11 protein-coding genes and 3 pseudogenes are annotated in these 14981 nt (G+C 60.8%); 2 read left to right on the top strand and 12 right to left on the bottom strand.

Features of this window, described 5'->3' with window-relative positions:
• On the bottom strand, nt 1-1107 hold a 1107-nt coding region (locus GRI55_RS14395), incomplete at its 3' end, for a FecR domain-containing protein (protein ID WP_160767611.1).
• A gap of 170 nt (nt 1108-1277) precedes the next feature.
• Here GRI55_RS14395 and GRI55_RS14390 point away from each other — a divergent pair.
• Nucleotides 1278-2936, top strand: coding sequence for a ShlB/FhaC/HecB family hemolysin secretion/activation protein (locus GRI55_RS14390; RefSeq protein ID WP_160767610.1), 1659 nt, complete (start codon nt 1278-1280; stop codon nt 2934-2936).
• Between the two features lie 340 nt (nt 2937-3276).
• Here the strand turns inward: GRI55_RS14390 and GRI55_RS14385 are convergent, their stop codons facing one another.
• From GRI55_RS14385 to GRI55_RS15335, 6 genes and pseudogenes are all read right to left on the bottom strand, one after another.
• Nucleotides 3277-4902, bottom strand: a complete 1626-nt coding sequence (locus GRI55_RS14385; RefSeq protein WP_063511663.1) for an FAD-dependent oxidoreductase — start codon at nt 4900-4902, stop codon at nt 3277-3279.
• Nucleotides 4903-5568: 666 nt separating this feature from the next.
• Entirely contained in the window at nt 5569-6090 is a 522-nt protein-coding gene (locus GRI55_RS14380; protein ID WP_063511662.1) for a hypothetical protein, read from the bottom strand.
• Nucleotides 6091-6374: 284 nt separating this feature from the next.
• Nucleotides 6375-7493, bottom strand: a complete 1119-nt coding sequence (locus GRI55_RS14375) for a PepSY-associated TM helix domain-containing protein (protein WP_063511661.1) — start codon at nt 7491-7493, stop codon at nt 6375-6377.
• On the bottom strand, nt 7493-9568 hold the full coding sequence (locus tag GRI55_RS14370; RefSeq protein ID WP_063513230.1) for a TonB-dependent receptor: 2076 nt from the start codon (nt 9566-9568) through the stop codon (nt 7493-7495). Before GRI55_RS14370 ends, GRI55_RS14375 begins: the two co-directional genes overlap by 1 nt.
• A 400-nt stretch (nt 9569-9968) precedes the next feature.
• Complete coding sequence (locus GRI55_RS14365) at nt 9969-10190, bottom strand: hypothetical protein (RefSeq protein WP_063512071.1); 222 nt, start codon at nt 10188-10190, stop codon at nt 9969-9971.
• Nucleotides 10190-10411 (bottom strand): annotated as a pseudogene (locus GRI55_RS15335) (plasmid stabilization protein). Before GRI55_RS15335 ends, GRI55_RS14365 begins: the two are co-directional and overlap by 1 nt.
• Before the next feature lie 253 nt (nt 10412-10664).
• On the opposite strand from GRI55_RS15335, the gene GRI55_RS14360 reads away from it, so the two are divergent.
• Nucleotides 10665-11162 carry an MgtC/SapB family protein gene (locus tag GRI55_RS14360; RefSeq protein WP_063512070.1) on the top strand — a complete coding sequence of 166 codons (498 nt, stop codon included), beginning with the start codon at nt 10665-10667 and terminating at the stop codon, nt 11160-11162.
• 80 nt (nt 11163-11242) lie between these two features.
• Here GRI55_RS14360 and GRI55_RS14355 read toward each other — a convergent pair.
• The 5 genes and pseudogenes from GRI55_RS14355 to GRI55_RS14335 all read right to left on the bottom strand — a co-directional run.
• Nucleotides 11243-12113 (bottom strand): annotated as a pseudogene (locus tag GRI55_RS14355) (SDR family oxidoreductase).
• Nucleotides 12114-12156: 43 nt separating this feature from the next.
• Entirely contained in the window at nt 12157-12774 is a 618-nt protein-coding gene (locus GRI55_RS14350) for a flavodoxin family protein (RefSeq protein ID WP_063512069.1), read from the bottom strand.
• 44 nt (nt 12775-12818) lie between these two features.
• Nucleotides 12819-13613, bottom strand: coding sequence for an SDR family NAD(P)-dependent oxidoreductase (locus GRI55_RS14345; protein ID WP_160767572.1), 795 nt, complete (start codon nt 13611-13613; stop codon nt 12819-12821).
• Between the two features lie 2 nt (nt 13614-13615).
• A complete protein-coding gene (locus GRI55_RS14340; protein WP_160767574.1) occupies nt 13616-14797 on the bottom strand; it encodes a zinc-dependent alcohol dehydrogenase in 1182 nt (393 codons plus the stop codon).
• Nucleotides 14797-14981, bottom strand: a pseudogene (locus tag GRI55_RS14335) (SRPBCC family protein); the annotation flags it as partial. The pseudogene GRI55_RS14335 and the gene GRI55_RS14340, both read right to left, overlap by 1 nt.

The raw sequence follows: 14981 nt of genomic DNA, 5'->3' as shown, positions 1-14981 counted from the left end.
GCCACCGTTGCCACCGCCGTTGCCATTGCCGCCGCCGTTGCCATTGCCGCCGCCGTTACCATTGCCGCCACCGTTGCCGTTGCCGCCACCGTTGCCGTTGCCGCCGCCGTTGCCATTGCCGCCGCCATTGCCATTGCCGCCACCGTTGCCGCCACCATTGCCATTGCCACCGCCGTTGCCGCCGCCGTTGCCATTGCCGTTGCCGCCGCCGTTGCCGGCACCGGGCCGGTGGTCAGAACTCTGCGCTTTTATGGCAAGTGCGTAGCCATCAGCATTGCCGCCGTTTCCGACACCACTTTCGCCTTGGCCGTTATTCCCCCGGGCATTCTCCGATGCAAAGGCCGAGCGGGTGCCGGCGGGACTGTTGACCAGCCCGCCGGTGAGCGACCCCAATGAGACTGGCTCATTTGCAATGGCCGTGTCGATCACCCCGTCAGCGGTGCCTCCGGCGATCCGAACCGATTCCTTTGCCTTCCCGTCGCCCGCACTATCCCTGGCAGCCTCGGTCGGCGCCGGAGCGTGCGCCGCATTGGGCGAATCGATAACTTTCGATTCAGCTCCGCTGATGACCAGCCGGTATTGCTGGCCTGCCTCGACCATGCCGATTGCCCCGGGCGACAAGAGATAGCTCGCGCCGCCATCATTGGTTGCCACCTGCACCGCGCCGTCGGTGACCTGCACCGCCGATCCTCTGTCGGATACCGTAACGCTAAATGTCGTGCCCTTCACGACAGCGGCCATATAGGGCGTCTGCACACCGAAATGCGGAGTCGACTTGCGCTCAATCTTGAACAGGACCGTCCCGATCTCCTCGAAGAACTGGGTAATCGCGCTGCTGCTTTCGGGATTGGTGATGCGCAGCCGGCTGTTGGGCGAGACGACCACATATTCGCGGCCGCGCACAAGGACCGCGCGCCCCTTCTTGCCAGTCGAAACGACATCGCCCGAGCGCAGGCTACCCCCGGCCACGGCAATCGACGACACGCCCGCACGCAGAATGTGCACGCTCCCGGTGCTCTCGGAAAGGGTCCACGACGGAGATTCCGCCTTGGCGGTTGCCCCCACAGCCAGCGCCATGATCGCTGCGATCTTTGCGACGTTCTTCACCCTAAATCTCCGCATCAAATTCCGTCCGCGTCGGACATACTGAAAAATGGTTTGCGCAGGCCGCGCTATACCATTCGAAACAGCCTACGGTTTCGAAAGGCGCTGAATTTTCGGTTAAACCCTTATATAATCGTAATCCTTTCCTAATGCTCATGCGGCATCGGAAAGGCATGGCCGATCCAATCAAATTCCTGCGCGACAGTATCGCCCTTGCTGCCTTGGCAACAAGCCTGCCTGCGTTCGCGCAGAAAGCAGGCCATTCCTTCGAGGCGATGAACGAAGACGTTCGTTCGAGCTTTGGTGAGAACGCCGCCGGCCCGCGAATAGATGATACCGTCCTCCAGCCATTCGAGCGCCTCTCACCTCCCCACGAGGAAAGCCCGGTGAGCGAAGACGTCGCCATGGTTATCGGTGCGATAAATATTCGCGGCATTGCCGAACTTACGCCATCCGACCTAGCCGCGAGCTATGAAAGATTCATAGGCCAGAACGCCAGTGCTGAGACCTTGCGCAACCTCATCAACAGCATCGCCGCCCATGCACGCGAACGCGGCTACATTTTTGCAAGCGCGCAGATCCCCGCGCAAGCTGTCAGGCTGGGTATCGTCACGGTCGAACTCGATATCGGGCAGATCGACGAAGTGCGGATCGTTGGGACGGACAATGACCGCTTGCGCAAGACGCTGGCGCCGCTCGTTGGGGGAAATCCGCATGCCTCACTCATCGAACGCCAGCTCCTGCTCGCGGGCGAACTGCCGGGGATTAGCATCGCCAGAACCGACTACCTGCGCGAGGGCGGTGCTGGCGTTCTGGTTGTCGAGGCCAGGGAAATCCCTGCCATCGGCTATGCCGCGCTGGATAATTTCGGCTCGGCCCGCTTCGGCCCGATCCGCGCCAGGTTACGGCTCGATCTAAACGGCATCTTTGCCGATGACGATAGCGTCACTGTCCATGCGATTAGCACCATCGCTCAGCCGCGCGAAATGGTCTTCGTCAACGCCCGCTATGCCAAGACACTCGGCGACGGCGCAACGGTGATCGGTATCGCCGCTTCGGCTGGGCTAACGCGGGGGGACAGCAATTTACGCGGACACAATCGCTACGCAGCGATTTTCGCGAGCAATGCACTGGTGCGGGGCAATGGCTTCAACCTGTGGCTAAACGGTGAGCTGGCCTATCTGAATGTGAGCCAAGCACGGGAGGGCGTGCTCTTTGAAGAGGACGATCTAGTCACCGCCTCGGTTAATTTTGCGGCCAATGCTAATATCGGCATCGGCCGCATCTATGGTGGCATCGGCGCGACGAGAGGCTTGGCGATCGGGGGAACGACGGAGGTTGGCGATCCGCTTGCATCGCGCGCCAATGCAAGTGCCCGGTTCACCAGGGCTTTTGCTTGGTTCGATTCCGCGCTGGACCTTGGAACCGGCTTCGGCCTGCGTATTGCCGCGAATGGCCAGATCGCCTCGCGACCCTTGCTGTCGTCGCAGGAGTTCTCGATCGGCGGACCCTACAGCGTTCGCGGCTATGATTTCAGCGAGCGCTTCGGTGATGAGGGGATCGCGGGCCTTGTCGAACTGCGCAAGGATTTCGACAACCCCACCTCGACGCTCGACTGGCTCCAGCTCTATACTTTCTTGGATGGTGGTTATGCTAGGAATATCGGCACCGGCTTCGGCGGCGGGACACTGGTTTCGGCTGGTGGGGGGCTGCGCGCACGGCTGGACGATTTCGATTTCGCTATCGAAGCAGCGACTCCATTAACAAACATCCGTCTGGAGAGTGCCGACAAGTCGCCCCAGATAAACTTGCATACAGGGTTGAGGTTCTAGCCATTCCGCCGACAGGCGGACGGATGCGGCGGTGATTCTGCAAGAAGTAAGCCGTGACAACAGTGTCGATTTTGAGCTCACTACTGAGTGAACAGAATGTCCGGTTTCGCGACTTGCTTCGCCAGAACTGGACTGTCTGCAATCGGCCCAAAAAAAGTCCGTAAGCAGGACACGTGTCATGGCCATCGCGCCTCTAGAGTAGGTGCTCGCGGCAGACATCAGCGCCGATGCTGGCTCGGCCTCTCGGTTGTTGTGTGCAGATTGGCATAGCGCTGCCTTTCTTTGCAGCAGCGATTTTGCAGCTTCCTCAATGATCCGGGCGGGAAGCCTACCCGATAAGCTAGCGTACCAGCTCCGGTAGGTTCTGCACATGGTTGAAGACGGCGGAAATGACGACCGAGCCTTCACCGACGGCCGAAGCGACGCGTTTGACCGATCCCGCGCGCACGTCTCCCACAGCGAAGATTCCGCGATGGGAGGTTTCGTAAGGCGTTTCCGCGCCGGCCGCTTCACCGGTGTGCACGAAGCCTTTGGCATCGAGATTGACCAAATCCGAGAGCCAGTTCGTATTGGGTGCAGCACCAATCATGATGAACAGCGCGCGAGTGTCCATGCCCCACTCTCCCTGCGCATCCATTACCGTCACTGCCTCAAGATGATCCTCGCCATGCAGTGCAGTGATCTTGCAGCCATAATGAATCTGGATGTTGGGCTCGGCTTCCAGCCGTCTGCTCAGATAGTTCGACATAGAATCCGCCAAGCTCTCGCCACGAACCAGGACATGGACCTGCTTGGCCGCGCGGCAAAGATACATCGCGGCTTGCCCTGCGGAATTGCCGCCCCCGATCACGATCGCATCGGTGTTGCGGCAAAAGCGCGCTTCCATGTCGGTCGCCGCGTAGAATATCCCCGCGCCTTCGAATTCCTCGAGCCGGTCGAGCGGCATGCGGCGATATTGCACCCCGGTCGCGACCACAACTCCCCGCGCACAGACATGGGCTTCGTCATCCAGCGTCGCGCGAAACAGGCCGTCGGGTCGCTTTTCCAGTTTTTCAACCCGGCGCGGCATCGCAAAGCAGGTGCCGAACTTCATCGCTTGTATCTGGCCGCGATAGACGAGGTCGGCACCGGAAATGCCGGTCGGAAATCCCATATAATTCTCGATCCGGCTCGAAGTCCCCGCCTGACCGCCGATAGCAGTATCTTCGATTAGGAGCGCCGACAGGCCTTCCGCCCCAGCATAGACCGCAGCCGCGACGCCTGCTGGCCCTCCGCCTACGATGAGAGCATCGACAATCGTATCGTCGGCGACGTCGAGATCCAAATTGAGGATCTGGGCGACCTTGCGGGGAGTGGGATCATCCAGCTTGCGATCCTGCCCCACGATGACGGCCGGTTCGTGATCCACCAGATTGCACAGGCGCGAGGCCTCATCATCGCTGCTATCGAGGTCGAAGGACTGGAAGGGCACACGGTTGCGCGCGAGGAAGGTCTCCACGTCCTGAACCGCGGCATCCCGGTCGGCACCGATCAGCTTGATCATGCTGTTCTTGAGTTCGAACTGCCTGCGTCTGCGCGCGGCAAACACCGTGATAATATGATCCGAAAGCTCGGGCACGCGGCCCATCAGATCGAGCATGTCCTCACGCGGAACCTCGATGACCCGCGTGTCCACTGTCGCTCGCATTGGAAGAAAATGCGACCCCGCGTTCAGAAAGGAAATGTCGCCCATGAATTGAGTCGGCCCAAGGCTGGATTCCAGTAAGCGCTCACCGGAAAAGGGATCGACGACTTCGATCTCACCTTCGATGACGTAGACAAACGTATCATGAGGTTGGCCGATTTCGGCGACCATTTCACCTTTGTGATAGGCGCGCTCATGGCCGATTGCGCACATCGCCGTAACATGCTCGTCTGCCAGCGGCACGCGCTTCATGACTTCGAGATCAGCGCCGATGCTTTCCATAGTCTTCGTTCTGCTCCGCCTGAAAAGTTCCACACACCGAACGTGGATATGCGAATAAAAGATTGATTCATCAACTGGCGGGAACGAAAGTCATTTGCGTAGGTCAAAAGTAAGCTTACGACAGACGTAACGCTCCAATAGCAGACAGTCCGGAAACGGCCCCGAAGCGGTCGACACACGTATCAATCTGGAAGTTCTCGAGATGCTGTCTAGCGCCAATATCGTCCGGAAGCGCTGCAGAAATAGTACAGTGGCTGCGTGAACTCGATGCTGAAATGCTTCTCCGACGGTGTGATCACGTTTCTTGCATGAGTGATGATCATTTCTGGTGACAGATACGCGTGTACGAGGAGGTCGGTGATGGGTCGCCCGACGCATTTCAGCAGGACTGTTTCCGGCCCATTTCCTGCCATTCCGGCACTCTTCCACAGCTAATGCTTGACCGAGTGTAGGCATATCTAACCTGCTCCAATCCGAACAACCGCTCATTGCGACAGTCGCAACTGGCGAAGACTAACAGATTAATAACTGCCGTTAACCATCGCCGGTTACGAAGCGTTTAGGAATTCGCGTTAAAAACTTTATGCTCAGGGCAATCGACCAACGAAGATAGCTCCTGAGTGGCGATGCCGGATCGCCTACGGACGATCCGGCACACCGTAAAATCTAGGCTGCCCGTGCGAGATGAGGCAGGTCGAAGATGTCACCCCGCTCCCATTGGTCGGCCTGGATCGCGATAAGTCGCTTGTAGGCCCTCACCATATCGCCATCCGCCGCATCCAAGTTCGAGGCCGGTGCTTGAGTGATGTGGTGCAGATCGAGCATATCGTCGAACCTGTATGCGCCGAGATTGAAGCCGTCTGGTACGAGAGTCGCGCGGTCGTCTTCGCCAGTCAGGCAGAGCATGCAGTTTTCGACATAATGCGTTCCGCCGTCTACCTGAGCGACCAGGCCGATCTGCGGAACATGGGGGCTCTCTGCAGGCTGGTGTACCCAGATGAGCGGGCGACCAGTTGCCTGGACCCGGTCGGAGAACTGCATCAGGCTGAAGGCGTGAGGCGCCGTGCCGCTCAGCATGACATCCACTTTGTCCCGGAATTCGGCGAAGCGTCCGGGCTGGCCACCCACCAAGTGGGCAAAGGCGGCGAGGTAGTTGGCGATGCGCTTCTGTTGTTCAATCTCAGTCATCTCAAGTCTCCATGGGACGCGGGGATCGCGTGCCCTTTTCCGCTCTCTTCCAGAGAGCCACCTCTTTTCGTTCTTAATAAGACTATCAGTCGGCCACGTCCGCTTTGCACCCCAATCCTGGTCATTCCGAGAGCTTCGAGATTCGCCCGAAAGCGGCCGTCCACTCAGCGCCGCGTTAGGTCAGCTATTCCTAAAGATTTTGATCGCCTAGCTAACGAGATATAAATCCCAAAAATGGTAGTTTGCGGGATCGAACTTCGGCCGAAAATCGGCGTGCAAAGTAGTCATCGGGCTTGCCCAATTCGCCGCCGACGCTTCCACCATAATCGATAGCCCGAAATACCGAGATAGATCGTGACGAGTCCCGCCAGCGTCACGAGAAGACGCCCGGCAAGTCCAAAAGCGTGCCCCGAGTGTAGCGCGTATTGCCAGATGAAGAAGGTATCCCCTGCGTTTTCTCCAGCGTCGTGGCGCTGCGCCGTGATCTTGCCTGTCTCCATATTTACGTAAGTCCAGAGCCTGCCCTGGTTGTCGACATCGCGCGTATCGAAAGTTCGCACTGCGTAGAGGCCCACCTCGGGGTGCGGGCGAACGCTGTGCACCTGCGCGCGGTCCTCGGTCACGCTGGCTATGGCAGCATCGAGCCCGATGGGATTTGTCGGCGGGCCCCGCTCTTCCATCGCGTAATGCAGGCGATCACTGACCGGTGAGACGGTTTCGACGACTTCGCGGCTTTCCATGGGAAACGAAAGGGTGACACCGGTCAGAGCGAGCATTCCGGTGACGGGCCAAAGCCACAAGCCACTCGCGCGGTGGCGATCCCACAACTGGCGCAACGAGCCGGCATGCCCGCCAACCCTGAAAGCGCTTAGCGCACCTTTCAGACGAGGAAAGGCAAGCGGGAGCGAGAGGAAGTGATCGATCAGCCAGGCGAGCGACAGAAGGCCGACGAAAATTATGCCGATTTCGCCAACGAGCAGGTCGGTATGGAGGCCATAAAGCAAGTCCGGCAGATGGTGGCGATGAAGACTGATCGCGCCACTTTTCCGCCAGCCTGCGAACTGCGCCGAGGCCGGTTCGACGAATGCCTGAACCGCGCGCGCCGTTCCGTCGGGTATGGTCTGGCGACCCAGTAGCCAGTGCGTTCGGTCAGGCCGCTGAGCGAGAAGAATGTTATTGGGTTCGAACCCCGGCAACGCGTCCTGCGCGCTCGCCACCACGGCGTCGATGGGCGCTGGTTGGCCCGACACGATCTGGGCGTGCCGCAGATCGGGATTCAGCAGGCCGTCCAGCTCGTCATACCAGGCGATCGCGCAGCCGGTTATTGCCAGCAGGATGAGCCACGCCCCGCCCAGGATTCCGAACCAGCGGTGCCAGAACCGGAAGGCGGGGCGTGTGCGCATCAGAAGCGGACCGAGGCGCTGACACGGACGTTGCGGCCCGGTTCGTTCACACCGCGCACGATCTCGTAGTCCGGAATGGCGGTGTAATCGCCCACGCTGGCGTGCGCCAGGTAGGTCTCGTCGAACAGGTTGTAGACGGCCGCCAGCAGTTCGAAGCGATCGGTGCCGAAAGGCTGCCAGCGGGCGAACAGATCGAACGTCGTGTAGCCAGGCTTTTCGATGAACTGCGTTTCCGGGACATAGCCCAGCTCCACATCGCGGAACAGCACCTCCAGATCCTCGACGCGCTCGAATCGGGTCAAGCTCGCCTCGAAGCCCAGCGACGGCGCAGGGTCGAACGTGGCGCTGACGTTCCACTGGTCGCCCAGGGTGTTGCCCAGCGCGAGATGCTCGTAACCGTTCACCGGAAGACCGTTCAGTTCCGGGTTATAGTGGTTATAGAAGCCACTGATCCCGAACGCGCCGGACCGGTAGCCACCGCGCAGCTCGAAGCCTTCCGAACGGAATTCGCCGACGTTCTCGTAGTAGGTGTTGTTCTGCAACGGCGCAGTCGTTCGATCGCGGTAGAGCTGGTCGAGCACGACGTTCTCGATCTCCATGCGATAATAGGCGGCCGAAGCGTAGAAACCGTCCGCATCGTAGGCCAGACCCGCCTCGATATTGTTGACCGTCTCCGGCTCGAGGCCCCGTTGCAGGATCGCCCAGGCAGCATTGTGTTCCAGCGTGAAGGCGTCGCCGATTTCCTTGCCGCGGAAGGCCTCGGCATAACTGACATTCGCCGTTAGACCGGGCACGATTTCGTAATCGGCGCCGATGTTGAAGGAGACGCCATCGCTGTCCGCGCCGCCGCCGTAGGTGACGAGATCGAGGCTATAATTGTCGTAGCGCGCGCCGAAACTAACCAGGAGCTGGTCGAAAACCTGCCAGCGATCCTGCACATAGAGCCCGAAGAGTTCGCCTTTCTCGGTGAAGCGACCGACTGCCGGGTCCCACGCCCAAGGCTGCCACATGGCCGGATCGCCCAGATAGGCGCTGGACACATGATCGTTTCGATACTCCACGCCGAGAGTGACATCGTGCATTCCGGCGGCAAGGTTGAGCCGCGCGTCCGCGCCCCAGTTCTCGATTTCGGCTCCGTAGAGGCCCCAACGGTCGAACCGGTCGAGTTCGAACTGCGCGCGGGACCAGTAACCGGTCAATTCCACGCCAAGGATGCCGCCGCTGTCATAGCGATAGTTGCCGATCACGGTGCGTCGCTGCGCCTCGGCAGGAAACAGGGGGTCGCCTTCCAGAACCGGCCAGTTCGGACGGGCACCGAATTCGCCTTCCTCGTCGCGCTGTTCGTAGCTGAGCGAGAAGCCGTGCCCCATGCCGACATCGCCGCCGATCTTGACGAACCCCACGTTCTGCTCGGCGCCGCTCCCGGCGACGAGGTTGCCATCGCCGTCCTCGTAGGGATCGCGGTTCTGGTGGACGTAGGAAGCGATGATACCGACATCACCGGCAATTCTCCCGTATGCCGTTCCCGACAGCTTGTAGCCATCGTTGGAGAACCACCCGGCGCGGGCGATGCCGCCGACGTTGCGGCCGGGTTCCAGCAGGTCGACCGCGTCGCGCGTGCGGAAGCGGATGGCGCCGCCGATGGCACCGAAGCCCGAAGTAGCCTCACCGGCCCCGGTCTGGATGTCCACCCGTTCCAGCAATTCCGGTTCGACAGAGACGCGCCCGACGTGGTGGAAGAGCGTGCCCTGGATCTGGGCGCCGTCGATGGAGATGTTGAGCTGCGCATCTTCCAGACCGCGAACGTAGATCTTCTCGGCGATACCAATGGCGCCGCCGACCGAGACCGAAGGCGTGCGGCGGAAGAGGTCACCCAGGTCGTTTGCCTGCGTGATCTCGATATCGTCGCGGTCGAGTGCGGAGTCGGTCAGCTTGCCGACCACAACGATGGCCTCCTCTCTAGGTGCAGCCTCAGCGCCGTTATCCGGTTCGATGTCGGGGGCAGTCTGCGCCAGTGCGAGCGACGGGCAACAAAGCGTGGCTGCGGCGAGGAGGCTCGCCTTGTAAGTTCTCATGATAGTTTCCCTAAAGCGTGTTTGTGTTGGCCGATCTCGGTGCGCCTATAAGCTTGCTAATGAGAACCATTTGCAGTTGCAAGCCTTGTGTGGCGAATCTTGTTCGCGCTCAAGGTTTACAAGAGCGCGAAATGCTCGGCATTTTGCTGGCCCATGCTCACCCAATCTCATCGAATGACCGAAATTAGGGTCGTCTGCGGAAGAGCGGCTTAGTCCGCTCACGCAATCAGAACCGGACAGTCTGCAATCGGCCTAGCAGCCGCCGTCGATAAGGCGTCCTGATTTTGGACGTTCACGGCTGCTTTCGGATCCCCTTTTAGCTGCCGATGCGGCGAATTCGAACGCAGACGTAGAGCTGGAAACTGCCCGCGATCTAAGGGCTGCTCGGTTATAATTCCGTTTAGCGTTCAGCTCGCCGCGGCTTACCGACTAGCCACACGCCGGTTGCCGCCACCAGTTCCATCGAACAGATCGGCATGCCATCTTCGTAGAGATCGGCGTGGCCGGCTTTGACCATGGCCTTGGCCTTGTCCAAAGCTCCGGCAATCGAGAGACATTCGAAGTCGATCTCTTCAATCACTGAATTGTGATCATCGCGGGCGCGGAGCTTGTAGCTATGCATCACTTGCTTTCCGCTCCGTATTCGCTGGAACTCTTTTTGCCGCCTTGGCCACCCCGGCCGGAGCCGGACTTGTTGCCGCCGCCGCTTTCCTTGTTGACGGTCGCCTAGGCGCGGCGTTCGGCCTCTTCCTGCGAGACGCCGCGGTCCTCGTAGCTCTCTTCAATGTGCTCGGCCTTGCGCTTCTGCTTGTCGGTGTATTTGTCCTTGTCTCTCTTCGCCATCACGTTTCTCCTCCTGTCGTGTCGAGAACCCGTCCGCGCTAAGAGAATACATGGGCGACCCCGCATCGGGCAAGGGTCCCACGAAGAGATTGTCTCACCTTTGCAACGGGTTATCGTAGGGGCGCTGCCCGGCTGTCTACAGGAGAGAGCATCCCACCCGGCAATTGCAGCACTCGGGTCGGTTGTCCTATCAGCTTGCGACGAGCGCGAAGACCCCATCCCGGGACCCGGGCAGAAAGCGGAATAGCGAACCATGGAACTCAACCCTGTCACATCCCTCGAATGGCTCGATTGTGATATCATCAGCCGGCTTGGCGTGGCTGCAATTCTCGGTCTGGTGCTGGGGCTTGATCGCGAATGGCGCGGCCATGCCGCCGGTATGCGAACGCATGGCCTGATCTGTGTTTCGGCAGCAGCCATGGTCGTGTCGATCATGGCCCTATACCATCAGCTCGACGGTCCGCGGATGGACCCCCTGCGACTGTTCGAGGCAGCCGGAGCGTTCATCGGGATAATCGGGGCCGGTCTGATCGTCTTCAGCAAGGGCCAACTCCACAATCTGACGACGGCGGCCCATCTATGGCTGGCGACCATGGTGGGTATTGCCTGCGGTGCCGCGCAATGGCCCCTGGTGGCAATACTGACCGTAGTCAGCCTGATCATGATCACGGTCCTGCGGGTTGCCGAAGACAAGTTCGGCAAGGAGGATCGCAACATCGCGCGCTCGATCGGACGATCGCCCGACGAATAGGCGTCGGCGTCATATCCGCGTATTCGTCGGAGCAGCGGTCAGCCGCGCTGTGCCGCCCCCTTACTCGGGCAGCCGGGAGGTCACATCATCGGTTTGCCGCCGGTAACGGCGATTGTGGCTCCCGAGATGTAGCTCGCTTCATCGCTCGCCAGCATGACGTATGGAGGCGCGAGTTCGGCGGGCTGCGCGGGGCGGCCGAGCGGATAATCCTTCCCGAATTCGGCGACGTCCTCTTCCGGCATCGTCGAGGGGATAAGCGGTGTCCAGACCGGGCCGGGCGCGACGCAGTTCACCCGGATTTTCCGGTCTGCCAGCAATTGCGCGAGGCCGGCCGTGTAATTCTGGATCGCCCCCTTCGTGGTCGCGTAGGGCAGCAGCGTGGGATTGGGCTGGTCGGAATTGATCGACGCCGAATTGATGATCGAACTGCCCTCACCCATGTGGGGCAAGGCGGCTTTGGCGAGATAGAACATCGCGTGGATGTTGGTGGCGAAGGTCCGCTCCCATTCCTCGTCGGGAATGTCCTCCAATGTCTCGAAAGTCATCTGGTGGGCAGCGTTGTTCACCAGCACATCGATACCGCCGAAGGTGCGGACAGCCTCGTCGATTATCGCTCGGCAATGCCCCGCATCGCTGATATCGCCGCGCATCAGGACGCATTTTCGCCCCGCTTTTTCGACCCATTCCTTCGTTTCCTGCGCGTCGTGATCCTCGCACAAATAGGCTATCAGCACATCCGCGCCTTCGCGCGCGAAGGCGATTGCGACCGCGCGGCCGATCCCGCTGTCACCGCCGGTGATGACGACCCTTTTTTCCCTCGAGACGGCAGGAGCCCTCGTAGCTGTCTTCGCCGTGATCGGGCTTGGGGTGCATTGCCTCGGTCGCGCCCGGAACACGCTGTTGCTGCTCAGGCAGGGGCGGCTTGATCCGGTTGGTGGTTCCTTGTCCCATGATGGTCTCCCAAGAGATTACAGAGTGTGAGCGTTCCGGGCCGTCAGGACTTCGTCCCGGGGTAGGTGTCGCCTGCGAGAAGTTTCGCGAGATGTGCGGCATTGATCGCGCACATCTGTGCGGTCTCGGTCACCGCATCGGGGGTTTCGGCCAGCTCCTTGAAGTCGGTGTTGCCCATCGCCTCGCCGACCCAATAGCAGGCCGCGCCCGCCGGGATCGTCCAGCCGGTGTCGTTGAGCGACTGGAACAGCTGTGCCGAGCTCCAGTGCGCGCCATCTTCATTGCCGACGATCGCGGCAATCGCCACCTTGCCGAAGCTCGGCATCCGGCCCTGGTCATCGGTTTCGCTGGTGAAGGCATCCATGCGTTCGAGCACGCGTTTGGCGACCGACCCGATCTGGCCCATCCAGATCGGCCCGCCGAAGACCAGGATGTCATGGCTCAGGATTTTCCCGCGAATACCCGGCCAGTCGTCGCCCTCGCCCTCGTCCGACGTCACGCCCGGGGGGACATTGTAATCGGCGATGCGGATGGTTTCGGCCAGTTCGACATCCTGCTCGGCCAGATGCTCTTGCAGCACGGCGATCATGGCATCGGTCGAGCTTGCTTCGTCCGAAGATTTCTTGAGCGAGCAGTTCAGGGCGATGGCGGTGAGAGGCATAGGTGTTCTCCTCGGTTGTTGCAGATTGGCGAAGGCGTGCGGCCCTAGCGATCGCCGGGTTCGGCCATCCGGCGATGCATCTGGGCAAGCACCGTGTCGGGGATCACGCCGGCGAACATATCCTGGATCTTGTTCATGAAGCCGCTGACCGTGTGGGCGTCGCCTTCGAGAAGGGCCTTGTAGCCCGCCTCGGCGACCATTGCGGGATCGTCCTTGCTGTCCGATTTGCCGACATCGGTGTTCTCCATCCCGGCGCGGTCGAAGAAATCGGTATCGGTCGGCCCCGGCATCAGGCACGAAACAACCACGTCGGTATCCTTAAGCTCGTTGCGCAGCCCGAAGCAGAAGTAGTCGACGTAGCTCTTGGTGCTATTGTAAACGAGCTGGAAAGCGCCGGGGATGTGCCCCGCGATCGAACCGGTCACAAGGATGCGACCGGCATTCTTCGCCCGCATTTTCCGTCCGATATGGTGCAGGAGCCATGTCGTGCCGGTCACATTGGTATGGATGACATGGGCGATGTCCTTCCACTCCTGATCGAGGAACGCTTCGCCCAGCCCGTGGCCGGCATTGGCAAGCAGGACTTCGGGCGTGCGATCGCCGATCGCCGTCACGAGGGCCTGGAGGCCTTTGGGGGTGGCGAGATCGGCTTCGACCGTCTCGACGCCTGCGGCACCGCACTGCCGCGCGGTGGCTTGGGCCGCGCCAAGATCGCGGTCGGCGGCGAGGATCAGGTCGCAGCCATCGCGGGCCGCCAGTTTCGTGAGCTCAAGCCCGATGCCGCTCGAAGCACCGGTAATCACGCATAGCCCGGACAGCTTGTCGATTTTCCCGGCCATGATCAGTTCTCCATCCCGGGCTTCAGAATGACCTTGGTCCATTCATTCTGCTGCTCCTTGAAATTCTTGTAGCCCTCGGCCGCCTGTTCGAGCGGCAGCCGGTGGCTGATCAGGAACGTGGTATCGAGCGTGCCATCCTCGATCTTCTCGAGCAGCGGCTTGGTATATTTCTGGACATGTGTCTGGCCGCCACGGACCTGCAGGCCTTTTTCCATCATTGCCCCGAGCGGCCATTTGTCGGTCATCCCGCCATAGACGCCGGGGATCGAGACCTTGCCGCCGAACCGGACCGCGAGAATCGCCTGCTTCAGCGCGCTCGCGCGGTCGGCGCCCATGCCGACCTTCTGCTTCACGACGTCGAACATGTTGTCGATAGCGAAGCCGTGCGACTCCATGCCGACCGCGTCGATCACGGCATCCACGCCGATCCCGCCGGACATTTCCATCAGGGCTTCGCGCACATCGGTCTCGCGGAAGTCGATGATCTCCGCACCCAGCTGCTTCGCCAGTGCGAGACGGTTCGGATAGTGGTCGATCGCAATCACCCTGGATGCGCCCATCACGATGGCCGACTGGATCGCGAACAATCCGACCGGGCCGCAGCCCCACACCGCAACCGTATCGTCGGGCTGGATGTCGGCATTTTCCGCCGCCATCCAGCCGGTCGGGAGGATGTCCGAGAGGAACAGCACCTGGTCGTCCTCCAGATGGTCGGGAACGACGATCGGGCCGACATCGGAAAAGGGCACGCGGGCGTATTCGGCCTGTCCGCCCGAGTAGCCGCCGGTCAGGTGCGAATAGCCGAACAGCGCGGCCATCGGCTGGCCGTAGAGCGTCGCCGACATATCCTGCTTTTCAGCCGGGTTGGAATTGTCGCAGGCCGAATATTGCTGCTGCTTGCAATGGAAACAGCCGCCGCAGCTGATCGTGAAGGGCACGACGACGCGCTGCCCTTTCTTCAGATCGCTCGCAGACCCCGTCTCGACGACTTCGCCCATGAATTCATGGCCCAGCACATCGCCCGGCGCCACGCCGGGAATGACGCCATCGTATAGGTGAAGGTCGGACCCGCAGATGGCCGTGCTGGTGATCTTGATGATCGCATCGCGGGGATTGATGATTTCCGGATCGCTGACCGTGTCCACTCGAACGTCGTTGGTTCCATGCCAGGTAAGTGCTCGCATCATCCGTTCTCCTGCTTGGCCGCGCGCGTTTCGTCCCGCGTTCGCGCCGATGTCGCTATTTCCCCGGTTTCCATGAGCATCTTGAAACGCTTCAGATCATGCCGGGCCTGGACCTGCGGCTCACGTAGGAACAGCTTCGCCACCGCTCGGCCGAGCGCGCCTGCGGGCGGGTCGTAGGCCATCA

The sequence above is a fragment of the Qipengyuania citrea genome (assembly GCF_009828015.1).
Lineage (GTDB): Bacteria > Pseudomonadota > Alphaproteobacteria > Sphingomonadales > Sphingomonadaceae > Qipengyuania > Qipengyuania citrea.
The sequence above is the reverse complement of the archived record's forward strand: the minus strand, read 5'-3'. Positions and strand labels throughout refer to the sequence as shown.

Bases quoted from the DNA above. Each gene is read 5' to 3' on its own strand.
- GRI55_RS14390 (WP_160767610.1), top strand. From the start codon at position 1,278: ATGGCCGATCCAATCAAATTCCTGCGCGACAGTATCGCCCTTGCTGCC.
- GRI55_RS14385 (WP_063511663.1), bottom strand. From the start codon at position 4,902: ATGGAAAGCATCGGCGCTGATCTCGAAGTCATGAAGCGCGTGCCGCTG.
- GRI55_RS14380 (WP_063511662.1), bottom strand. From the start codon at position 6,090: ATGACTGAGATTGAACAACAGAAGCGCATCGCCAACTACCTCGCCGCC.
- GRI55_RS14375 (WP_063511661.1), bottom strand. From the start codon at position 7,493: ATGCGCACACGCCCCGCCTTCCGGTTCTGGCACCGCTGGTTCGGAATC.
- GRI55_RS14370 (WP_063513230.1), bottom strand. From the start codon at position 9,568: ATGAGAACTTACAAGGCGAGCCTCCTCGCCGCAGCCACGCTTTGTTGC.
- GRI55_RS14365 (WP_063512071.1), bottom strand. From the start codon at position 10,190: ATGCATAGCTACAAGCTCCGCGCCCGCGATGATCACAATTCAGTGATT.
- GRI55_RS14360 (WP_063512070.1), top strand. From the start codon at position 10,665: ATGGAACTCAACCCTGTCACATCCCTCGAATGGCTCGATTGTGATATC.
- GRI55_RS14350 (WP_063512069.1), bottom strand. From the start codon at position 12,774: ATGCCTCTCACCGCCATCGCCCTGAACTGCTCGCTCAAGAAATCTTCG.
- GRI55_RS14345 (WP_160767572.1), bottom strand. From the start codon at position 13,613: ATGGCCGGGAAAATCGACAAGCTGTCCGGGCTATGCGTGATTACCGGT.
- GRI55_RS14340 (WP_160767574.1), bottom strand. From the start codon at position 14,797: ATGCGAGCACTTACCTGGCATGGAACCAACGACGTTCGAGTGGACACG.